This window comes from Geodermatophilus sp. URMC 60 (assembly GCF_053502585.1).
Map to the genome: position 1 here is coordinate 4,210,680 of NZ_CP199958.1, position 20,297 is coordinate 4,230,976.

Here is a 20,297-nt window from a genome sequence, read left to right on the forward strand (position 1 = left end):
ACGGCGTGCCGCAAACGCGGAGCGACGGCGGGTCGCCCGTCAGCGCAGCTCGACCAGCCCGCCGAGTCCGCTGATCTCGAGGATGTGCCGGGTGACCCCGCCCTCGGGTGCGTGCACGACCAGCCGCCAGCCCTCCTCGCCGGCTATCCGGGCCATGGCGAGGACGACGCGCACCGCCGCGCTGCTGAACAGGGTGACCGCCGTCAGGTCCAGCTCGACCCGGCCGGTGCCGCCGTGGCTGGCCTCCAGCAGCCGGATCCGCATCTGCTCGGCGCCGAGCGTGTCGACCGCTCCGGAGGTCCGCACCACCGGTCGCTCACCGCTCCGGTCGACGACGACGTCCGCCTCGCTCGTGCCGTTGGGACGGTCCTCGTCGTCCTCCGGACGTCGACGCAGCTGCATGCTCAGCGTCACGGTCGTGCCGTGCTCGCCCTGCAGCACCACCCCGTCGACGAGCTGCCGCATGATCAGCAGCCCGCGGCCCCGGTCGCCGGGGTCCCGGTCCGGCGGGCGCCACCGGCCCTGGTCGCGCACGGTCACGGTCAGCTGCCCGTCGATGTCGACCGCCGCCGTCACCTGCATCCGCCCCGGCTCCACCCCGCGGTAGGCGTGCTCGGCGGCGTTGGCGGTGGCCTCCCCCACCGCGACCATCACGCCGACCCGGTCCTGCTCCCCCATGCCCAGCCCGGCCAACCAGGCGCCCAGCTGCCGGCGCACCGTCGGCAACGCGGCCGGGACGGCGGGCAGGTCCAGCTCCAGCGGCTGGGTCGTCTCGGCCCGGCGGTGCGCGACCAGGACGGCGATGTCGTCGAGGCGCTCCTCGGAGCCCATGAGCCCCTCGACGATCGCCGCGGCGAGCTCACCGGGCGCGTCACCCGCCAGGCCGCCCGGCGCCGTGAGCGCGGCGCGCGACACCTCGGCCAGGCGGTCCAGGCCGGCGGCCGACCACGCGCCGGAGGAGGTGACGGCGCCGTCGGAGAACAGCACCAGGGTGGCGCCCTGCGGCAGCTGCGCCGTGGCCGCGACGGTCGGCGCACCCGGCAGCGTGCCCAGTGGCGGCCGTGGCGCGAGGGGGAGGAACGCCGCGCCGCCGTCCGCGCCGACCACCAGCGGAGCCGGGTGCCCGGCCGCGGCGTAGGTCAGCCGCCCGGTGGCCGCCTCCAGGACCCCGTAGAAGACCGAGGCGCCCTCGACGTCGTCCATCTGCCCGGCGAAGGCGTCCAGCGCCGCGACCACCGCCGCGGGCGAGGGGTCGCGCAACGCCAGCGAGCGCATGGCCCCGCGCAGCCGGCTCATCGCCCCGGCCGCGGGCACGCCGTGGCCCACCGCGTCACCGACCACCAGTGCCAGCCGGCCGCGCCCGAGCGGCACGGCGTCGTACCAGTCGCCGCCGGCGGCGCGCACCGAACTGGCCCGGTGGTAGCTGCCCGACAGGCGCACGTCCGGGAGCAGCGGCAGCGCCGGGGGCAGCAGCGAGTGCTGCACCTGGTCGACGACGTCACCCTCGGCGCGCCCGCAGCCGACCCGGCCGGCCTCCACCAGCACGAGGACGCCGGGCTGCCCGTGCAGCCGCACGGGCTGCAGCACGACGGTGGACGCCCGGCCGTCGGGGTCCCGGTCGCCGTGGACGGTCTCGGCCCGCCCGCTCCGGGCGACCTCACCGGCCAGCTCGACGACGCGGTGGCCGGTGACCGCAGCGAGGTCGTCGGCGGCCGTCCCGAGATCGCGGGCGCGGGCGTTGGCCCAGACCGGCTGCAGTCCGGGCTCCGCGAGGCACCAGATGGCGGCGGGGGCGGCCTCCATCGCCGCGACGAGCGCGGCAGCGCCGGCGTCGTCCACGGGTGCGGGCCCGGACGGCAAGCTCTCCTGACTGGCGTTCATCTGACGGCCAGCGAACCGCAGCCCCGAGGGGCCTGCAACCGCGCCGACCCGCAGGGTGACCTGGGGTTTGACCCCTGCCCACACCGGGGTAGTTCTTCCTGTCGGGCGCACCACCCGACAGCGCCGGGCAGGGGACTGCTGCCGGTCGGGCAGGATGGGTGCGAAACCGCGCTGGCCGGGGTCACCCCAGGGCGCCGGCGCGACTGTTACGCGAGGACGAGGAGCGGACGACGGATGGTGGACTCGAGGGGTGCCCTCACGCAGGACGGGCGGCGCGCCGAACGACTGGAACTGCGGGTGCCCACCACCCCCACCCAGCTGCCCGCCGTGCGGGCCATGGTCGGTGACCTGGCGATGCGGATGGACTACGACCTCGACGCGGTGGAGGACCTCAGGCTGGCCGTCGACGAGGCCTGCGCGACCCTCTCCGCGATCGTCTCCGAGGACCGCCGGCTGACCGTGGTCTTCGAGACCACCCGCCAGGGCCTGCACATCGACGCCTGGGTGCCGACCGTCGAGGGCACCGACGTCCCCCGCGACGGCTTCGGGTGGGCGGTGCTGCACACCCTGGTCGACAAGGTCGAGGCCGGCCCCGCCACCCAGGCCACCGTCCCGGCCGGCGACGGCGGCACCTCACCTGTCGCGGTCATCTCCATGGACAAGTACCTCCCGGGTCGGCACCCGGACCAGATGCTCGGGGACGCGGGCCAGAACGTCTCGGTCGCCCGGTGACCGGGGCGCCGGCCCCGGAGCCCCAGACCCTCGAGGAGGACACCCTGCGCGACGACGAGTTCCCGACCGGCCGCCGCGGCACGGAGGGAGAATTCGCGTCCGAGGAGCAGACCGTCGTGGTGCCCGACCCCCGCAGCGAGGTCGTCCCCGGCCCGGACGCCGGCGCCCCGATCGGGAGCGACGCGACGGACGAGGACACGGCGGACGCGGACACGGCCGACGCGGACACGGCATCCCAGGAGGACGACGCGACGGACGACGAGCCGGAGGGCGCCGCCTCCGAGGACGACGAGGACGAGACCGCGTCCGGCGACACCGCGTCCCCCGGCTCCGTGCCCGTCTCGGAGAACCGGCGGCGGGCCGAGCGCACCGCACCGCTGTTCGCCGAGCTGGCCACGCTGGACAAGGACGACCCGCGCCGGGAGCGTCTGCGGGAGATCCTCGTCGAGGAGCACCTGCCGCTCGTCCGGCACTTCGCCCGCCGGTTCAGCAACCGCGGCGAGCCCTTCGACGACCTGCTGCAGGTCGGCACCCTCGGCCTGATCGCGGCCATCGACCGGTTCGACCCGAGCCGCGGCGTGGAGTTCCTCTCCTTCGCCGTCCCCACCATCACCGGTGAGATCAAGCGGCACTTCCGCGACCAGGGCTGGTCGGTGCGCGTCCCGCGGCGGCTGCAGGAGCTGCACCTGTCGCTGAACGCGGCGGTCGGCGAGCTGGCGCAGAAGAACGGCCGCGCGCCGACGCCGTCCGAACTGGCCGAGCACCTGGGCATCCCGCGGGCGGAGGTCCTCGAGGGCCTCGCCGTCGCGAACGCCTACCGCAGCAGCTCCCTCGACGAGCGGCTCTCGGGTGAGGACGACTCCCCCACCCTCGCCGCCACGCTCGGCGAGGAGGACTCCGCGCTGGAGGGCGTGGAGTACCGCGAGTCGCTGCAGCCGCTGCTGGCGACCATCCCGGCGCGGGAGCGGCGGATCCTGATCCTGCGGTTCTTCGGCAACATGACCCAGTCGCAGATCGCCGCCGACATCGGCATCTCCCAGATGCACGTGTCCCGGCTGCTCAGCCAGACCCTGGCCAAGCTCCGCGAGGGCCTGCTCAAGGACTGAGGAGGCCCCGCCCCCAGCAGTTGATCATGGGGGCGTTGCAGGCTCCGGCGGCGTGTCCGCGCGGGTCCCGTGCGACAACCCCATGATCGACTCGCGGGTGACGGTCACGGCCGGGGCTGGACCTCCCCGCCGGTGGTCTCCTGCTCGGCGGCGCGGGCCAGGGCCGTCGTGTCCGGGATCCCCGGTGCGGGGACGACCGGCGCGGCGTCGGCGATGCTCGACAGCTCGATCTTCGCCTCGGGCTGGTCGGCGGCCCGGGGCAGCGCCGACTCGAACCAGCCGCTGGTGTCCATCTCCGCGGTCGGCCGGCTCGCGCCGTTCCGCGACGGGTCGACGTCCATCCAGGACCGCCCGTCGCCGTCGGCGCCGCCGAGCTTGGCCAGGCCGTCCAGGGCCTTGCTGAACTCGCTCGGGACGATCCACATCTTGTTCGCGTCGCCCTGCGCGATCTGCGGCAGGGTCTGCAAGTACTGGTAGGCCAGCAGGCCCTGGTCGGGCTTGCCGTCGTGGATGGCCTGGAACACCGTCTCGATCGACTTGGCCTGGCCCTGGGCCTGCAGGAACAGCGCGGCGCGCTCACCCTCGGCGCGCAGGATGCGGCTCTGCCGCTCGGCCTCCGCCTCGAGGATCGCCGCCTGCTTCTTGCCCTCCGCGGAGAGGATCGCCGAGGCCTTCTGCCCCTCGGCGGTGGTGATCGCCGACTGCCGGGCGCCCTCGGCCTGCAGGATGATCGCGCGCTTGTCGCGGTCGGCCCGCATCTGCTTCTCCATGGAGTCGCGGATGGACGGCGGCGGGTCGATGGCCTTGATCTCCACCCGTGCCACACGCAGACCCCACGGGCCGGTGGTGCCGTCGAGCACCTCGCGCAGCTGGCTGTTGATGCCGTCGCGGCCGGTCAGCGCGCCCTCGAGGTTGAGCCCGCCGACGACGTTGCGCAGCGTCGTGGTGGTGAGCTGCTCCATGCCCTGGATGTAGTTGGCGATGCCGTACGTGGCCAGCCGCGGGTCGGTCACCTGGAAGTAGACGACGGTGTCGATGCCGACCTGGAGGTTGTCCGAGGTGATCACCGGCTGCGGCGGGAAGGAGACGACCTGCTCGCGCAGGTCGATCGTGGCCCGCACGCGGTCGATGAAGGGCACCAGCAGCGACAGGCCCGGCGAGAGCGTGCGGCTGTAGCGGCCGAGCCGCTCGACGACCTTGGCCTGCGCCTGCGGCACGATCGTCACGCTCTTGGCGACGACGACCACCACCAGCAGGGCGATCACGATCAGGGCGATCAGTGCGGGTGTCACGGGAACGCTCCCTTCTCCGGGTCCACCGCTGATCCTGCCCGGTTTCGGTGACGATGCGGTCACGGCGCGACGCGCGGTCACCCGCGCGAGGTGCTACTCCAGCTCGAAGGCGTCACCGACGACGGCGGTGGCGCCGTCCACCTGCAGGATCCGCACGGTCGCCCCCACCGGGAACCGCTCGGCGCCGTACTGGCTCCGGGCGGTCCACTCGTCGGCGCCGAGGCGGATGCGCCCCCCGTGCCCGTCGACGGCCCGGGTGACCTTCGCGGTGCGGCCGACGAGCGCGGCGACGCCGTCCGGCTGCTCGGGGGTGCCCTCGGTGAGATGGCGCTTGGCCAGTGGCCGGACCACCGCCAGCAGCAGCGCCGAGACCACGACGAACGCGACCAGCTGCAGGACGACCGGGCCGCCGAGCAGCGCGACCCCGACGCCGCCGAGCGCCCCGCCGGCCAGCATCAGCAGGAACAGGTCGCCGCTGGCCAGCTCACCGGCGGTGAACAGGCCCGACGCGATCAGCCACAACACCCAGGCGTCCACGTCCGCACTGTCCCAGATCCGGACCGCTGTGTGACCGATCTCGACCAGATCGTCATCCGGTCCGGGGCCCGGCATAACCTCGCCGGGTGCACGACTTCCCCGCGGGCCGGTTCGCGGTCTGGGCGACCGCCTGGCTGACCGGCCGCGCCTCGTACGACGACGCCCTCGACGCCCTGGTCGGCGACACCGCGCACCGGGTCTCCGGCCTGCCCGGCACCGAGGAGGCCGTTCCCCTCGGCTGGGCGCTGAGCGCGCTGCGCGGTGCCGGCGAGCGCCGCGTCCGGCTGGTGCTCCCCGTGCCGGGCGACGTCCGGGGGCTGCCGCGCGTGCAGGGTCTCGCCGAGCTGGCGGTGGAGGCGGGCCAGGCCGCCGTCGGCGAGCGGGTCGCGCTGGTGCCCGAGCCGCTGGGCCCCGAGGCGGTGCAGTGGACGGCGTTCGACCTGACCGGCGCCCCGCCGGTACCGCCACCGGTGGAGGGGTCGCTGCGTGCGGTGTCCGGCGCGCTCGACCTCGCCGTCGGCGACGCCGCCCGCACGCTGGCCGAGCTCGACCTGGCGCGGTGGCACCCCGAGGTGCCGGCGCTGCTGGCCGGGCTGGCGAAGGCTGCGCACGTACCGGGCATGCCGCCGGGTACCGACCCGGTCGCGATGTCCCTGCTGGCGCGGGCCCAGCGGCTGGCGACGGTGCTCGACCTGGCGCTCAGCGACACCCCCGGCGGCGCGGTCACCCACCGCCAGGCCGCCGCCCGCGACGACGCGCTGCGCCCCCTCGGCGACGCCGTCCGCGAGGCGGTCACCGCCGCCTACAACGCCATCCCGCGGTGACCCACTCCGCGTCGCGGGTCCCGCCGAGTGAGGCCCGGAGGGCTCCGCGCAGGCGGGACGCAGCGGCTCAGATCAGGCCGGGGACGGCTCCTGGCCGCGGTGGGGGCCGGCAGGCCGACGTTGCACATGGCAGCAGTGCGCGGGGCAGTTGGTGCCCAGCCGCGGCGGGGTCCCGGACCGGCGCTCCTCGACCAGCTGGCGCACCATCGTCACGAACGCCGGGTGGGTGCCCGCGGTCGCCGCGCGGACGAAGGCCATCCCGAGCTCCTCGGCGGTCTCCTTCGCCTCGTTGTCGAGGTCCCAGATCACCTCGACGTGGTCGCTGACGAAGCCGATCGGGAAGACGACGACGCCCTTCTCCCCGGCCTCCCCCAGCGCCCGGAGGTGGTCGTTGACGTCGGGCTCGAGCCACGGCACCGACGGCGGCCCGCTGCGCGACTGCCACACCAGGTCGAACGGGCGGCCGGGCGCCACCGCGTCGACCACCAGCCGCGCCGAGCGCAGCAGCTCCGCCTGGTAGGCCCCGCCGTCCGGCCCGGCCACCGCGGCCATGGTGTCGGGGATGCTGTGCGCCGTCGCGACCAGCCGTGCGGTGTCCCGGAGGTCCTCCGGCAGCGACGTCAGCGCGGCCGCGAGCGCCTCGGCGTTGGCCTGCACGAAGCCGGGGTGGTCGCCGTAGTGCGGCAGCTTCTCCGCGGTCGGCCCGCCGCCGGGGGCCGCGCCGGTGAACACCGAGCGGGCCCGCGCCACGTCCTCGTGGTACTGCCGACAACCGGACCAGGAGGCGAAGCCCGACGTGGGGAAGACGTGGACGTGCTCGATGCCGTCATCGGCCATCTGCTGCCAGACGTGCTCGACGTAGGGAGCCCAGTTGCGGTTGCCCCAGTACACCGGCAGGTCGAGGCCGGCGGCGGCGAACTCCCGCTCGACGGCGGCGGTCAGTGACCGGTTCTGCTCGTTGATCGGGCTGACCCCGCCGAAGTGCATGTAGTGCTCGGCGACGTCGAGCAGCCGCTCGCGCGGGATGCCGCGGCCCCGGGTCACGTTCTCGAGGAACGGCATGACGTCGTCGGGTCCCTCCGGACCGCCGAAGCCGAGCACGAGCAGCGCCTCCCGCCGGCCGGGGGGCGCGGGCTCGGCGGACGGCGGCGTCCCGCCGTTGTTGCGGACGGCGAGTGACGGGTCCTCGTCGGGACGCTGGCCGGCGGGGGTGATGTCGACGTCGGTGGCGAGCGGCACGGTTCTCCTTCTGTCTGCGGGCGCCGGCGGATGCACCCTGGCGCGACGCTCCGCGGGAACCGCTGGATGCGGCTCCCGCGCTCCTTCATACGCCCGCGGTGGAGGTCACACGCCCACGGCGTGGAAGCCCCCGTCGACGTGGACGATCTCGCCGGTGGTGGCCGGGAACCAGTCCGAGAGCAACGCGACGACGGCCTTGCCGGCCGGCTCGGTGTCGGTGACCGACCAGCCCAACGGGGCGCGGGTCTCCCACGCGTCCTCGAACTGCTTGCTGCCGGGGATGGACTTCATCGCCATGCTGCGCAGGGGGCCCGCGGCGACGAGGTTGACCCGCACGCCCTCGGGGCCGAGCTCGCGGGCGAGGTAGCGGGAGGTGGACTCCAGCGCTGCCTTGGCCGCACCCATCCAGCCGTAGACCGGCCAGGCGACGGTGGCGTCGAAGGTCAGGCCGACGACCGACGCCTGCTCCCCGAACAGCGGCCGGCAGGCCTGGGTGAGCGAGGCCATCGACCAGGTCGACACCTGGAACGCCGTGGCCGCGTGCTCCCAGGCGACCTCGGGGAAGCCCTCCCCCATCGCCTCCTGCGGCGCGAAGCCGATGGAGTGGACGACGCCGTCCAGGCTGTCGCCGACGTGCTCGCGCAGCCGGTCGGCCAGCGTCGACAGGTGCTCGGTGTTCGTGACGTCCAGTTCGACCACCGGCGCCTCCTGCGGCAGCCGCTTGGCGATCCGCTGGCACAGCGACAGGGCCCGGCCGAAGTTCGACAGGACGACGGTGGCGCCCTGCTCCTGCGCGATCCGCGCGGTGGCGTAGGCGATCGAGGCCTCGGTGAGGACCCCGGTGACCAGGACCTTCTTGCCCTCGAGGATGCCGCTCATCAGTGCCCCATTCCCAGTCCGCCGTCGACCGGGACGACCGCCCCGGTGATGTAGCCGCCCGCGTCGCTCGCCAGGAAGCGCACCACGCCGGCGATCTCCTCCGCGGAGGCGTACCGCCCCAGCGGCACCTGACCGAGGATCTCCTGCTGCCGTTTCTCCGGCAGCTGCGCCGTCATGTCGGTCTCGACGAAGCCGGGGGCCACCACGTTGGCGGTGATGCCCCGGCTGCCCAGTTCGCGGGCGATCGAGCGGGCCAGGCCCACGAGCCCGGCCTTCGAGGCGGCGTAGTTGGTCTGCCCCGCCGAGCCCAGCAGCCCGACGACCGAGGAGACGAAGACCATCCGGCCGCTCCGCGCGCGGACCATCTTCGCCGCGGCCCGCTTGGACACCCGGTAGGCGGCGGTGAGGTTGGCGTCGAGGACGTCGGTGAAGTCCTCCTCCTTCATCCGCATGAGCAGCCCGTCGCGGGTGATGCCGGCGTTGCTCACCAGCACCTCGACCGGCCCCTGGTGCTCCTCGACCTCGGTGAACGCGCGGTCGACCGCCTCGGCGTCGGTGACGTCGCACCGGACGCCGACCAGGCCCTCGGGGGCGCCGCTGCCCCGGTGGGTCACCGCCACCCGGTCGCCCTGCTCGGCGAACGCGCGGGCGATCGCCAGCCCGATGCCGCGGTTCCCGCCGGTCACGAGCACCGATCTCGCCACGTGCCATACCCCCTGCGCCGGTCGCTGACGTCCGGGTCACGAACCTAGTGGGTGGCCGTCGGTCCCACCGGTCGCGGTCCGGGGAGCCGGGTGCGACCGGTGAGTTCGACGGCCGAGGTCGGTCCTGGAGGCATGAGCACCCTGCCTGCCCTGTCCCGCGCGGCCGTCGACGCGGCGGTGGCCGCCGAGCGGCACCGCGTCGCCGACCTCGCCGCCGACCTCGCCGACGAGGAGTGGGCGACGCCGTCGCTCTGTGCCGCCTGGACGGTGCGCGACGTCGTCGCCCACCTCACGGTCACGACCAGGCTGACGGTGCCCCGTCTGCTGCGGGCGGCGGTGCGGGCCCGGGGCAGCTTCGACCGGATGGAGGTCGACCTGGCGGCGCAGCGGGCCGCGGCGTACAGCCCCGCGGAACTGGTCGCGCAGCTGCGGGAGAGCGCCGGTTCCACGCGGAGGTTCCCCGGCAGCACCCCGAGGGACCCGCTCATGGACCTCGTCGTCCACGGTCAGGACATCGCGCGGCCTCTGGGCCGGCGTCTCGTGTCGCCCCCCGACGTGGTGGCGGACTGCCTGGCCTACGTCGCCACGAACCGGTTCATGGGCGGGCCGCGGCGGCTGGCCGGGGTGCGGCTGGTCTCGAGCGACACCGGGTGGACCCTGGGTGACGGCGCCGAGCTGCGCGGGCCGGACGTCGACCTGCTGCTGGTCGCGACGGGACGACGCGCCGGCCTGGAGGCACTGGAGGGTCCCGGTGTCGCGGTCGTGGCCGCCCGCCTGGACTGACGGCCGCTGCCCCAGCAGGGGTCGGCCTCGCAGCCCACGCCGTCACCGGTGCACAGGGGGACGAGCCCGGGCGCCGGCGCGCCGCCGTGCCCGGACGGCCTCGGCCAGCTCGGCGAGCATCACCTCGGTCGTCCCCGGATCGACGCAGGCGTCGGTGACGCTCACGCCGTACGCCAGCCGGTCGGGCTGCCGGCGGTCGAGGTCCTGCCGTCCGGCGACGAGGTTGCTCTCCACCATCACGCCGCGGATCGCCTGCTCGCCGCCCGCGACCTGCCCGGCCAGGTCCCGCACGACGTCGATCTGCCGCCGGTGGTCCTTCCGGCTGTTGCCGTGGGAGGCGTCGACGACGACCACCTCCGGCAGACCGCGCTGCGCCAGCTTCCGCTTCGTGTCGGCGACGTGCGCGGCGGAGTGGTTGGGGCCGTCCTTGTCCCCCCGCAGGATCACGTGGGCGGTGTCGTTGCCGGTCGTCGACAGCTGGGCGCTCACCCCGTGGTGGTCGACGCCCAGGAACTCGTGCGGAGCGCGCGCGGTCAGGACGGCCGAGACGGCTGCCTCGATGCTCCCCTCCGGGGAGTTCTTGAAGCCGACGACGGAGGAGAAGCCGGACACCCGCTCCCGGGCGGTCTGGTCGGTGACGTTGCGGGCGCCGACGCCGTTGTAGGTGACCAGCCCGTTGACGTACTGCGGCGTGAGCGCGTTGAGCGGCTCGGCCGCCACCGGGACGCCCAGGGCCGTGATGCGGCACATCAGCAGCCGGGTCGCGACCAGCCCGACGCTGATCCGGCTCGAACCGTCGAGGAACGGGTCGTAGGCGAACCCCTTCCAGTCGACCTCGGTGCGCGGCTTCTCGGTGTACGTCCGCATCAGGATCTCGAGGTCGTCCCCGTGCCGCTCCCGCATGCGGACGACGAAGGCGGCGTACTCCAGCGCGGCCTCCGGGTCGTGGATCGAGCAGGGGCCGGCGATGACGGCCAGACGGTCGTCGAGGCCGGTGACGATGTCGGTCACGGCGCGACGCCCGGCCCTCGTCGTGGCGGCCGACCCGGCCGACAGCGGGACGACGGTCGCGACCGCGGCCGGGGTGACCACCACGCTCAGGCCGGTGATCCTGGTGTTCACCAGGCCGGAGAGGTCGACGGCGTCCGCCGGGAAGACGCCCAGCCGCTCCTGCACCCCGGGCAGCAGGTCGGTCAGCGCGGCGTCGATCTGCCCGTTCACCCGCGTCTGGACGTCGAGCAGGAGATCGGCGATCCGCGTCGCTTCGTCCAGGATCTGGTCAGCCGGAATGAGGTCCTCCTCCGTCGTTCCCGCTCGTCGAGCCAACCACAGGCTCCGCCCGCGGCACGGGAGCCGCAGCTGCCTGCGACCGCGCATCGTGACGGGCCCTCGACGCGCCGCTGTGGGCAGCGGCAGGATGCCCGGTGACCCACCGTCCTCACCCGAGGACACGAGGGGGTGGGCGGCCGCAGGAGGACCTCGTGCCGCACCCCTTCCAGCGCCCGAACGAGGACGTACCCGCCTCTCCCGCCGGGATCACCCGGCGGCGCGTGCTGCAGGCCGGCGGACTGCTCGCTGCGGCCGCCGCACTGCCGATCCCGTGGGCTCCGCCGGCACGAGCGGTGGCCGGCGTCCCGACGGCGCTGCGGCAGGGCACCAACGTCATGGTCGCCGCCTCACCCGGCGGGCAGGAACTCGCCCTCGACCTGGTGGTGTCGATCTGGGTGCTGCCCGCCAGCGGCGGTCCGGCCCGCCGGCTCACCGACGACCTGCAGGACGCCACCCGGCCGGCCTGGTCACCGGACGGGCGGACGATCGCGTTCCAGTCCTACCGGGACGGCAACTTCCACCTGTGGACGGTGCGTCCCGACGGCAGCGGGCTGGCGCAGCACACCTCCGACCCCTACGACCACCGGGAGCCGCGGTGGCTGCCGGACGGCTCCGGGCTGGTGTTCTCGTCCGACCGCGCCGGTGCCGGCACGTACGACCTGCACCTGCTCGACCTCACCACGGGAGGGATCCGGGCCGTCACCGAGGGCCCGGGTGAGGACGGGGAGCCCACGGTGTCGCCCGACGGTGCCCGGGTCGCCTTCACCGTCGACGCCACCCGCATCGACGAGGTGGTGCTCGCCGGCGGGGCCCGTCGCACCCTGGTGCCGCCCAGCGAGGGCAGCTCCCTCTACGGCCCGTCGTACTCGCCCGGATCGGGTCGCCTGGCCCACGTGCGCCTGACCGGCGCGCGCAGCGACCTCGTGGTCGACGGCAAGCAGGTCACCCAGGGACGTGACGTGTTCGCCCTGCCGCCGTCGTGGCTGTCCGACGACGAACTGGTCTACACCGCCGACGGGCGCGTCTGGCGGCAGCTGGTCGACGGGCTCCCGGACGAGGTCCCGTTCACCGCGGTCGTGCCCGTGCAGACGCGCCGCCCGGAGCCCCGGCCCGTGGACCTGAACTCCCCGGACACACGGCAGGCGCTCGGCATCGCCAGCCCGGTCGCCTCGCGGGACGGTCACCGGATCGCCTTCCGCGCCTTGAACGCGCTGTGGACCGCCGACCTGGCGAGGGGCGGCCGACCGCGCCGCCTCCTCGGTGACGGGTACTTCCACTCCGACCCGGACTTCTCCCCCGACGGCCGCAGCCTGGTGTACTCCAGCGACCGGGCCGGTGAGGCCGACCTGTGGATGCGCGACCTGACCACCGGCGCCGACCGCCGGGTCACCGCCCTGCCCGGGGCGCAGACCGCGCCGCGCTTCTCACCCGACGGCCGGCAGGTCGCCTACCAGGACCAGAACGGCGTCGGCAGCGTCCTGGACCTCGACACCCTGCAGACCCGCCAGGTCACCCCGGCCCTCTTCCAGCCCGGCCGGATGAGCTGGTCGCCCGACGGGCGCACGCTGGCCCTGGCCGCCGTCCGGCCGGCCTCGGCGCGCTTCCGCGAGGGCACCAGCCAGCTGCTGTTCGTCGACGTCGCCTCCGGAGCCCTCGAGTACGTCGAGCCGATGCCGTTCCGCTCGCTGTCGACGCGCGGTGACGACGGCCCCGTCTTCTCCCCCGACGGACGGCACCTGGCCTTCGTCGTCGAGAGCCTGCTGCACGTCGTGCCGGTCGGCCCGACCGGCCGGCCCACGGGGACCCCGCGCGCCGTGACCGACGAGATCACCGACTCCCCGGTTTGGCTCGACGGACGCACCCTGCTCTACCTCAGCGGCGGCCGGCTGCGGCGTACCACGATCGCCGGTGACCCGGCGGTCACGGTCCCGCTGCACCTCCCCTACGCCCGGGCCGGCGTGCGGGAGCCGCAGGTCGTCCACGCCGGCCGGCTGTGGGACGGCGTCGCCGAGCGGCTGCGCACGGACGTCGACGTCGTGCTCGACGGGTCTCGCATCGCCGCGGTGCGCCCGCACGACCCCACCCGCCGTCCCGACGTGGACGCCTCCGGGCTCACGGTGATGCCGGGACTCATCGACGCCCACAACCACTGGCACCTGCGCGGGCGGGCCTGGGGAGCTCGGCAGGGTCTGGTCTGGCTCAGCTACGGCGTCACGACGACGCGCTCGCCGGGCGACCCCGCCTACCAGATGCAGGAGACCCGTGAAGCGCTCACCGCGGGCGCCCTGGTCGGCCCGCGCCTGTTCGCGACCGGTGAGGCGATCGACGGTTCGCGCGTCTACTACAACTTCATGCGGCCCACGCTGTCGCTCGAGCAGGTGGACCTGGAGATGCAGCGCGCCCGCCGGCTGCGCTACGACCTGGTCAAGACCTACGTGCGGCTGCCGGTGCGGCTGCAGCGACGCGCCGTGCGACTGGCCCACGACCTCGGGCTGCGGCTGACGTCGCACTACCTCTACCCGGCCGCCACGATCGGCATGGACGGGATGGAGCACACCGGCGCCACCAACCGGCTGGGCTACTCGCACACCGTCAGCCGCCTCGGCCGCGCGTACGACGACGTGGTCACCCTGTTCACCACCTCGGGGATGTCGATCACCCCGACGCTGTTCAACTCCACGGTCGTGCACGTCGACGACCCGGCGCTGGTCGAGGACCGCCGCACCCGCACGCTGTACCCGGCGTGGGAGTACCAGCTGCTGCTGGACCGGGTGGCGCAGGCCGCCGGTCCGGCCGGGACGACGACCCGTGCGCTGCTGGCCGGCAACGTCGACATGCTCCTGCGCATCCACCGCGGCGGCGGGTTCGTCATCGCCGGCACCGACGCCCCGCTGGACAACGTGGCCATCTCGCTGCACGCCAACCTGCGTGCGATGGTCGGCGGCGGCTTCACCCCGTACGAGGCGCTGGTCACGGCGACCCGCAACCCGGCCCGGTGGCTGGGCGCGGAGGACCGGCTCGGCGTCGTGCGACCCGGCGCCCAGGCCGACCTGTCCTTCGTCCGGGGCGATCCGCTCGCCGACATCCGCGCGGCCGCGGACGTGGCGCAGGTGATGGTCGGCGGGCGGCTGCACACCGTCGACGAGTTGCTCGCGCCGTTCGACGAGCGCGCCCGGCCGTCCGCCGTCCCCGCGCTCGTCCGGGCGCCCGCGGGAGCGACCCCCGGCTGGCGGCTCGGCGACCACCCCCACGACGGGACGCACTGGTGGCACGAGCCGGAGTGGCTGCACCGGGCGTGCTGCGAGGGGTGATCTGGCCTCGGCTGCACGCGTGCCGTGCGGATCACCTGCTCCGGCAGCCCGGCGCAGCCGGACCGGCCCCGCTGGACGTCGTCGACGACCTGCGGGAACGTCAGGGCGGACAGCGCGAGGAGGAGAGCTCATGAGGGTCGGCGACATCGACGTGCACCCGATCGCCGACGGCACCTTCCGGGCCAGTCCCGACTACTTCGGGGACCACGTCACGGCACACGGCCACGAGGACTTCTTCGACCGGGACGGCCGGGCGTGGCTGCCGATCGGCTGCTTCCTCGTCAGGACCGGCTCCTCCGTGGTCCTGGTCGACACCGGTCTGGGCCCGGAGCTGCACGACGACGGCCCCCGGAGGCTGCTCGTCGGCGGGCAGATGCCGGTCGGGCTGCGTGCCGTCGGGGTGAGCCCGGACGAGGTCGACGTGGTCGTCTGCACCCACCTGCACCTCGACCACTGCGGATGGCTCTTCGACCTCGCCGGTCGGCCGGTCTTCCCCCGGGCCGACCTGTGGTTCGGCGCGGCCGACTGGCAGCACTTCGTGCTCGACCCGCAGAGCAGGATGCGCGACCACATCCGGCACGGCATGCGCAGCACGGACGGCGCCCGCGTGCACCTCGTCAGCGACGACACCACCGTCGTCCCGGGCGTCGACGTCATGATGACCCCCGGGCACACGCCGGGCCACCTGTCGGTCATCGTGTCCTCCGGAGTGCACCGGGCGCTGCTCCTCGGCGACGCGATCACCTGTCCCCTGCAGCTGGACGAGCCGTCGTGGCACGCCATGGGCGACGTCGACCCCCGGCTGGCCGCACAGGTCCGGGAACGACTGTTCCGGGAGCTCGAGGGCGACACCACCTACGGGGCGGGCGCCCACTTCCCCGAGCTCCAGTTCGGCCGCGTGCTGACCGGCCGGATGCGCAGCTGGACCGGCTGAGCACCCCACCTGGCTTCCCGGACCGGCTCCCTGGCCTCACTCGTGTGCGAGCTTCGACGTCTCCGCAGCCGGCGTCGACCACGCCGACGTGCACTCCCGCCTGTCTCGCAGCCGACCTGGAGCCGGACGTGGGCTGGCGCGCCCATCCCGCCCGGCTGCCACAGCGAGCCCGCGTCAGCTCGGGGAACGCCCGGCTCCACGTGGGTGGTCCCGGAGCCTGGTCGTGGACCGGACTGGCCGCCACCGTCAGCCGGTTCGCTCGAGCCGGAGGCCGGCGGTCCCGGCCGGACGCTCCACGACTCTGCACCGGCTACCCGAGGCGCCGGACGCACCCGGCTCCCTGACGAGTCGTCGCGCGACCCCAGGTGCCACGGGGCTTGCGCTCGCGTGGGGAGGCGAACGACCCTGTGTCGGCGGGAGAACCGGACCCCGGGGCAGCCATGGCATGGGTCGACACCGCGGTTGTGACTGCCGCAGAGATCGAAGTGCGGGGCCGGGCGATCCGCGACGAGGTCGTGCGCGTCGAGTCGGATCGCCTCTCCCCGGACGATCGCCCGCCGTTCGGGCTCCCCGACGCCGCCCACCCCACCCGGTCGTCCGCGCTGCCTACGGCGTCGCCTCCCCGGAGTGGCGGACGCTCCGACGGCAGACCCCGCACGGTGACGTCAGGACGGACGTGCCACGCGTGGCCGAGAACCACGGCACCCGCCTGTCCCGAGTTCATCGAACCGCCTGACCGCAGTCGCTCGCTGACCATCCACTTCGGCTGGGATGAGGTCACGACCACGTCCCCGGACGTCGTCCCACCGCACAGCTCCCCAGCCGAGGCCGCCTGAGCGGTCACCGACCTGCGGACGCATCGGCATCACGAGATCGACGGAGGCACGACATGGGCACGATCACGACCGACGACGGTACGGAGATCTTCTACAAGGACTGGGGCGCCGGGCAGCCGATCGTCTTCAGCCACGGCTGGCCGCTGTCCGCTGATGACTGGGACGCACAGATGATGTTCTTCCTGGCTCAGGGCTATCGGGTCGTCGCCCACGACCGGCGGGGGCACGGCCGCTCGACCCAGACCGGTGACGGGCACGACATGGACCACTACGCCGATGACCTGGCCGCGCTGACGGCGCACCTCGACCTGCGCGACGCCGTGCACGTCGGGCACTCGACCGGTGGAGGCGAGGTCGCGCACCACCTCGGCCGACACGGTGAGGACCGCGTCGCGAAGGCCGTGCTGATCAGCGCGGTGCCGCCGCTCATGGTGCGGACCGACGCGAATCCCGGCGGCCTGCCGAAGAGCGTGTTCGACGACATCCAGACCCAAGTCGCCACCAACCGGACGAGGTTCTACCGCGACCTGCCGTCAGGGCCGTTCTACGGGTTCAACCGGCCGGGTGCCGAACCGTCCGAGGCCATCATCCAGAACTGGTGGCGGCAGGGCATGATGGGTGGCGCGAAGGCCCACTACGACGGCGTCGTCGCCTTCTCCCAGACCGACTTCACCGACGATCTGAAGAAGATCACGGTGCCGGTCCTGGTGATGCACGGCGACGACGACCAGGTCGTGCCGTACGCGAATTCCGCGCCGCTGTCCGCGGAGCTCCTCCGGAACGGGACGCTGAAGACGTACGCCGGCTTCCCGCACGGCATGCCGACGACGGAGGCCGAGACCATCAACGCCGACCTGCTCGAGTTCATCCGCTCCTGACGCCCGCGGCCGCGACGGACGGGCTCGAAGCGGGACGGCGGCACGACGGGCAAGCCGTCACTCAGCAGGTCTGCGACGACAGCCGGAGCGGGGCCGCCTGCCACGTCGGCCGTGGCCTGACGTCCAGGGCTGCCGTGCAGGTCACCGCGACCGGCCCTGGGTCGCACCCCGGGCCGGCGGCGGCGCCTGTCGGGCTCAGGCGAGCGTGGCGGTGTCGATGACGAAGCGGTAGCGCACGTCCGAGGCGAGGACGCGCTCGTAGGCCTGGTCGACCTGCTCCACGCCGATCGTCTCGATGAGCGCGGCGATGCCGTGCTCGGCGAGCCGACGCCGACCCGGTCTCCCACGTCGAACCGCGGACCTCCGAGCCGACCTCGGTGGGCACGTGCTCCTCCTGGAGGCAGTGTCGAGGGGGCGGGACCGGCTGGGGCGGATCGGCCGTTCGAGGTCGGTCCCCTCCGGGCGCCCGATCAGTCGGTGCAGGCGGCGAGGGGGACGACGCCGACGGTACGGGCGCCGTGTCGTTACCTCGACCGGGCGGTGACGGGGGCGCGACGCAGACCGTGAGGAGACGGCTCGTGCGCCGGCAGCGACGAGTCCCTCCCCGTGACATGGACGGCCCACGACGCAGGCCGGAATCCCGGGCGCCCGTCGGGGCGTTGTCGACACCGCGTCGAGTAGAGAAGGGCACATGATGACGACTGAGACCGCGATCCTGGCCGGCGGTTGCTTCTGGGGTGCGCAGGACTTGCTGCGGAAGCGCCCGGGGGTGGTGTCCACCCGAGTCGGGTACTCGGGCGGCGACACACCGCACGCCACCTACCGCGACCACGGCGACCACGCGGAAGCCGTCGAGATCGTCTTCGACCCCGAGGTGATCTCGTTCCGCGAGTTGCTGGAGTTCTTCTTCCAGATCCACGACCCGTCGACCCCGAACCGCCAGGGCAACGACGTGGGCCGGAGCTACCGCTCGGCGATCTTCTTCACCAGCGACGAGCAGAAGCGGGTCGCCGAGGACACGATCGCCGACGTCGACGCGTCGGGCCTGTGGCCCGGCAAGGTCGTGACCGAGGTGAAGTCGGCCGGTCCGTTCTGGGAGGCCGAGGAGGAGCACCAGGACTATCTGCAGAAGTACCCGTACGGATACACCTGCCACTTCGTGCGGCCCGGCTGGGTCCTCCCGCACCGCCAGGCGCAGTCCACTCGTTGAGCGAGCGGGGCGGCGGGCGCCTCTTCCGGGCAGCCGCCGCCTCGGTGCTGGTCGAGCGGTCAGACCGCGCAGAGCACCGCCAGGGGCCGTTCCGGATCTGTTCGGGACGGCCCCTGACGTGATCCGTCGGGCGACAGGCTCCTCGATCGTCCCCGTCCCGAGGCGCTCGCGGCAGGGACGGGACGCGTGGTCGCTGCTGCTAGTACCTAGCCTGGCGGGCATGCGAGCCGTGCAGATCACCCGCTTCGGCGGCCCCGAGGTCCTCGACGTCGTCGACCTCCCCGACCCCGTCCCGTCGGACGGGCAGCAGCTCTTCGACGTCTCCACCGCCGGCATCAACTACGCCGACACCCACCACCCCCTGTCCTGAGACGTACATCAGCGGATGTGAACGACCGGCCGGGCTTCCCTCTGACCACCGAGCTCGCGCCACGTGGTCCCGGCGCGCTCGAGCCAGACGGACCCGCGGCAACGCTCCTCCGCAGCAGCCCGCAGCTGGCGCGCCGGCCCCGGTCGACCGGGAGACGACCGAGGACGACCGGACGCCGATCCGGCTGGACGCCACCAACGACACCGACCCCCTCGACCGGCACCGCGACGCCCCCGCCTGCCGCGGCCGGTCCTGGGGCACGCTGGCCGGATGAGCGAGGCGGAGCTGCGGAGCCTGGTCCGGTGGCGGGTGCAGGACGACCCGCCGGAGGCCCGCGCGGGACGGGTGCTCGGCGCCGTGCTGCACGCCGTCTCGGCCGTGATGACCCTGGGCGCGGACGCTGCCGGTGGTGCCCGCCGCCCGGCCTGGACGGTGCCCGCGGACCCGGCCGCCTACCTGGACCTCGGCGTCGTCCAGCTGCGCTGGCCGGATTCCGCCCCGGGCGAGCCGGTAGCGGCCTCTCGGGAGGGCGTCTGGGTGGTCCCGCCGGGACGACCCCCGCGGGCGCTGCCGGTCGGGTCATGGCACGTGGTCCGCGCCGTGCCGGCCACCGGCTCGCGGCGGCCGCGCCAGGCGGATGCGCCGTGGCAGCTCGAGGTCAGCGACGGCACCGGCACCGGCACGCTCACCGGCGCCTGGCTCGCGCTCGCCTGGATCGGCTCCCTGGCCGGCTGGCCCGAGCCGGCCGGCCCCGGCGACGGACGGTGAACGACCTCCGGAGACCCCTCGGTCCCGGGGGAGGTCGGTGGTGAGCGCCAGCGCCCGGCCGGCCTCGACGTCCCGGGCCAGGCTCTCGACCCAGGAAGGCCTCGAGCCCGTTCAGGCTGGCCCGACCCGCGGGAGCACCGGAGCGGCAGGCGCTGGAAGTCTCCAGCGACCACCCCGAAGCCGTCGACCTGGTGACGCCGCTCTACGACCAGTTCGGCCTCGACACCGTCGACGACAGCCCGCTGAGCAAGTCCTGGCGCTCTGCCCCCGGCACGCCCATGTGGGGCGATACCAGGACACCGGACGGAGCCGCGAGGAACTGGGCCGGAACCTGGCTGGCGGCTGCCCCGCCGCGCGCCTCGCGGTGACGCCCCGGACGATCCCGGCGGCTCCACGGCGACGCGGAGGCCGTGGCGCCCTGCCGCCCCCCGGCACCTGGCCTCGCCTGCATGCGTGCTGTGCAGATCACCCGCTTCGGCGGTCCCGAGGTTCTCGACGTCGTCGCCCCCCGACCCCGGCGACGGCCAGCAGACGTACCAGCTCTGCGACACGCTGCTGGCCGAGCTCGGCGGGGCCTTCGACGACGACGTCGCCCAGCGCGCAGTACGGGCCCACCCCGAGGACCGCCCGCGGCCCCCGGAAGCCGGACCGTCGGTGGAACCGGCCGACCTGCGGGGCCGCTGA

The 20,297-nt window shown here is 74.2% G+C and carries 18 protein-coding genes; 11 read left to right on the forward strand and 7 right to left on the reverse strand.

Annotated features, from left to right (window positions below):
- Positions 1-39: 39 nt before the first annotated feature.
- Positions 40-1,860 (reverse strand): SpoIIE family protein phosphatase, encoded by a 1,821-nt coding sequence (locus ACWIX3_RS19885; RefSeq protein WP_448609078.1) that lies wholly within the window; start codon positions 1,858-1,860, stop codon positions 40-42.
- A 255-nt stretch (positions 1,861-2,115) separates the two neighbouring features.
- Here ACWIX3_RS19885 and ACWIX3_RS19890 point away from each other — a divergent pair, with 255 nt between their 5' ends.
- On the forward strand, positions 2,116-2,613 hold the full coding sequence (locus ACWIX3_RS19890; RefSeq protein ID WP_448609079.1) for an ATP-binding protein: 498 nt from the start codon (positions 2,116-2,118) through the stop codon (positions 2,611-2,613).
- On the forward strand, positions 2,610-3,719 hold the full coding sequence (locus ACWIX3_RS19895) for an RNA polymerase sigma factor SigF (protein WP_448609080.1): 1,110 nt from the start codon (positions 2,610-2,612) through the stop codon (positions 3,717-3,719). The genes ACWIX3_RS19890 and ACWIX3_RS19895 overlap by 4 nt, the downstream gene beginning before the upstream one ends.
- A 104-nt stretch (positions 3,720-3,823) precedes the next feature.
- Here the strand turns inward: ACWIX3_RS19895 and ACWIX3_RS19900 are convergent, their stop codons facing one another.
- Entirely contained in the window at positions 3,824-5,011 is a 1,188-nt protein-coding gene (locus ACWIX3_RS19900) for an SPFH domain-containing protein (protein WP_448609081.1), read from the reverse strand.
- A gap of 93 nt (positions 5,012-5,104) precedes the next feature.
- A complete protein-coding gene (locus tag ACWIX3_RS19905) occupies positions 5,105-5,548 on the reverse strand; it encodes an NfeD family protein (RefSeq protein WP_448609082.1) in 444 nt (147 codons plus the stop codon).
- Positions 5,549-5,634: 86 nt separating this feature from the next.
- On the opposite strand from ACWIX3_RS19905, the gene ACWIX3_RS19910 reads away from it, so the two are divergent.
- Positions 5,635-6,372: a hypothetical protein gene (locus tag ACWIX3_RS19910; protein ID WP_448609083.1), complete on the forward strand. Its 738-nt coding sequence runs from the start codon at positions 5,635-5,637 to the stop codon at positions 6,370-6,372.
- A 72-nt stretch (positions 6,373-6,444) separates the two neighbouring features.
- On the opposite strand, the gene ACWIX3_RS19915 is transcribed toward ACWIX3_RS19910, so the two are convergent.
- The 3 genes from ACWIX3_RS19915 to fabG all read right to left on the reverse strand — a co-directional run bounded on the left by ACWIX3_RS19915 (position 6,445) and on the right by fabG (position 9,194).
- Positions 6,445-7,611 carry a ferrochelatase gene (locus tag ACWIX3_RS19915; protein WP_448609084.1) on the reverse strand — a complete coding sequence of 389 codons (1,167 nt, stop codon included), beginning with the start codon at positions 7,609-7,611 and terminating at the stop codon, positions 6,445-6,447.
- A gap of 105 nt (positions 7,612-7,716) precedes the next feature.
- Complete coding sequence (gene fabI, locus ACWIX3_RS19920; RefSeq protein ID WP_448609085.1) at positions 7,717-8,490, reverse strand: enoyl-ACP reductase FabI; 774 nt, start codon at positions 8,488-8,490, stop codon at positions 7,717-7,719.
- Positions 8,490-9,194 (reverse strand): 3-oxoacyl-[acyl-carrier-protein] reductase, encoded by a 705-nt coding sequence (gene fabG, locus ACWIX3_RS19925; RefSeq protein ID WP_448609086.1) that lies wholly within the window; start codon positions 9,192-9,194, stop codon positions 8,490-8,492. The genes fabI and fabG overlap by 1 nt, the downstream gene beginning before the upstream one ends.
- Positions 9,195-9,326: 132 nt before the next feature.
- On the opposite strand from fabG, the gene ACWIX3_RS19930 reads away from it, so the two are divergent.
- Complete coding sequence (locus ACWIX3_RS19930) at positions 9,327-9,977, forward strand: maleylpyruvate isomerase family mycothiol-dependent enzyme (RefSeq protein ID WP_448609087.1); 651 nt, start codon at positions 9,327-9,329, stop codon at positions 9,975-9,977.
- Between the two features lie 42 nt (positions 9,978-10,019).
- Here the strand turns inward: ACWIX3_RS19930 and ACWIX3_RS19935 are convergent, their stop codons facing one another.
- Positions 10,020-11,303, reverse strand: coding sequence for a 3-deoxy-7-phosphoheptulonate synthase (locus tag ACWIX3_RS19935; protein ID WP_448609088.1), 1,284 nt, complete (start codon positions 11,301-11,303; stop codon positions 10,020-10,022).
- Between the two features lie 155 nt (positions 11,304-11,458).
- On the opposite strand from ACWIX3_RS19935, the gene ACWIX3_RS19940 reads away from it, so the two are divergent.
- From ACWIX3_RS19940 to ACWIX3_RS19970, 7 genes are all read left to right on the forward strand, one after another.
- Entirely contained in the window at positions 11,459-14,617 is a 3,159-nt protein-coding gene (locus ACWIX3_RS19940) for an amidohydrolase family protein (protein ID WP_448609089.1), read from the forward strand.
- Between the two features lie 130 nt (positions 14,618-14,747).
- A complete protein-coding gene (locus ACWIX3_RS19945; RefSeq protein WP_448609090.1) occupies positions 14,748-15,551 on the forward strand; it encodes an MBL fold metallo-hydrolase in 804 nt (267 codons plus the stop codon).
- 889 nt (positions 15,552-16,440) lie between these two features.
- Positions 16,441-17,265 carry an alpha/beta fold hydrolase gene (locus ACWIX3_RS19950; RefSeq protein WP_448609091.1) on the forward strand — a complete coding sequence of 275 codons (825 nt, stop codon included), beginning with the start codon at positions 16,441-16,443 and terminating at the stop codon, positions 17,263-17,265.
- 691 nt (positions 17,266-17,956) lie between these two features.
- The gene (gene msrA, locus ACWIX3_RS19955; RefSeq protein ID WP_448609092.1) at positions 17,957-18,475 is read left to right on the forward strand and encodes a peptide-methionine (S)-S-oxide reductase MsrA; all 519 of its coding nucleotides are present in this window, start codon (positions 17,957-17,959) and stop codon (positions 18,473-18,475) included.
- Between the two features lie 220 nt (positions 18,476-18,695).
- Positions 18,696-18,845, forward strand: coding sequence for a Zn-dependent oxidoreductase (locus ACWIX3_RS19960; RefSeq protein WP_448609093.1), 150 nt, complete (start codon positions 18,696-18,698; stop codon positions 18,843-18,845).
- Positions 18,846-19,115: 270 nt separating this feature from the next.
- Entirely contained in the window at positions 19,116-19,613 is a 498-nt protein-coding gene (locus ACWIX3_RS19965) for a hypothetical protein (RefSeq protein WP_448609094.1), read from the forward strand.
- Positions 19,614-20,066: 453 nt separating this feature from the next.
- Entirely contained in the window at positions 20,067-20,297 is a 231-nt protein-coding gene (locus ACWIX3_RS19970) for a hypothetical protein (RefSeq protein WP_448609095.1), read from the forward strand.

Excerpts from the sequence above, each read along its gene's own strand:
- ACWIX3_RS19930 (WP_448609087.1), top strand. The coding sequence starts at position 9,327 with ATGAGCACCCTGCCTGCCCTGTCCCGCGCGGCCGTCGACGCGGCGGTG.
- ACWIX3_RS19890 (WP_448609079.1), top strand. The coding sequence starts at position 2,116 with ATGGTGGACTCGAGGGGTGCCCTCACGCAGGACGGGCGGCGCGCCGAA.
- ACWIX3_RS19965 (WP_448609094.1), top strand. The coding sequence starts at position 19,116 with ATGAGCGAGGCGGAGCTGCGGAGCCTGGTCCGGTGGCGGGTGCAGGAC.
- ACWIX3_RS19960 (WP_448609093.1), top strand. The coding sequence starts at position 18,696 with ATGCGAGCCGTGCAGATCACCCGCTTCGGCGGCCCCGAGGTCCTCGAC.
- ACWIX3_RS19945 (WP_448609090.1), top strand. The coding sequence starts at position 14,748 with ATGAGGGTCGGCGACATCGACGTGCACCCGATCGCCGACGGCACCTTC.
- fabI (WP_448609085.1), bottom strand. The coding sequence starts at position 8,490 with ATGAGCGGCATCCTCGAGGGCAAGAAGGTCCTGGTCACCGGGGTCCTC.
- ACWIX3_RS19950 (WP_448609091.1), top strand. The coding sequence starts at position 16,441 with ATGGGCACGATCACGACCGACGACGGTACGGAGATCTTCTACAAGGAC.
- msrA (WP_448609092.1), top strand. The coding sequence starts at position 17,957 with ATGATGACGACTGAGACCGCGATCCTGGCCGGCGGTTGCTTCTGGGGT.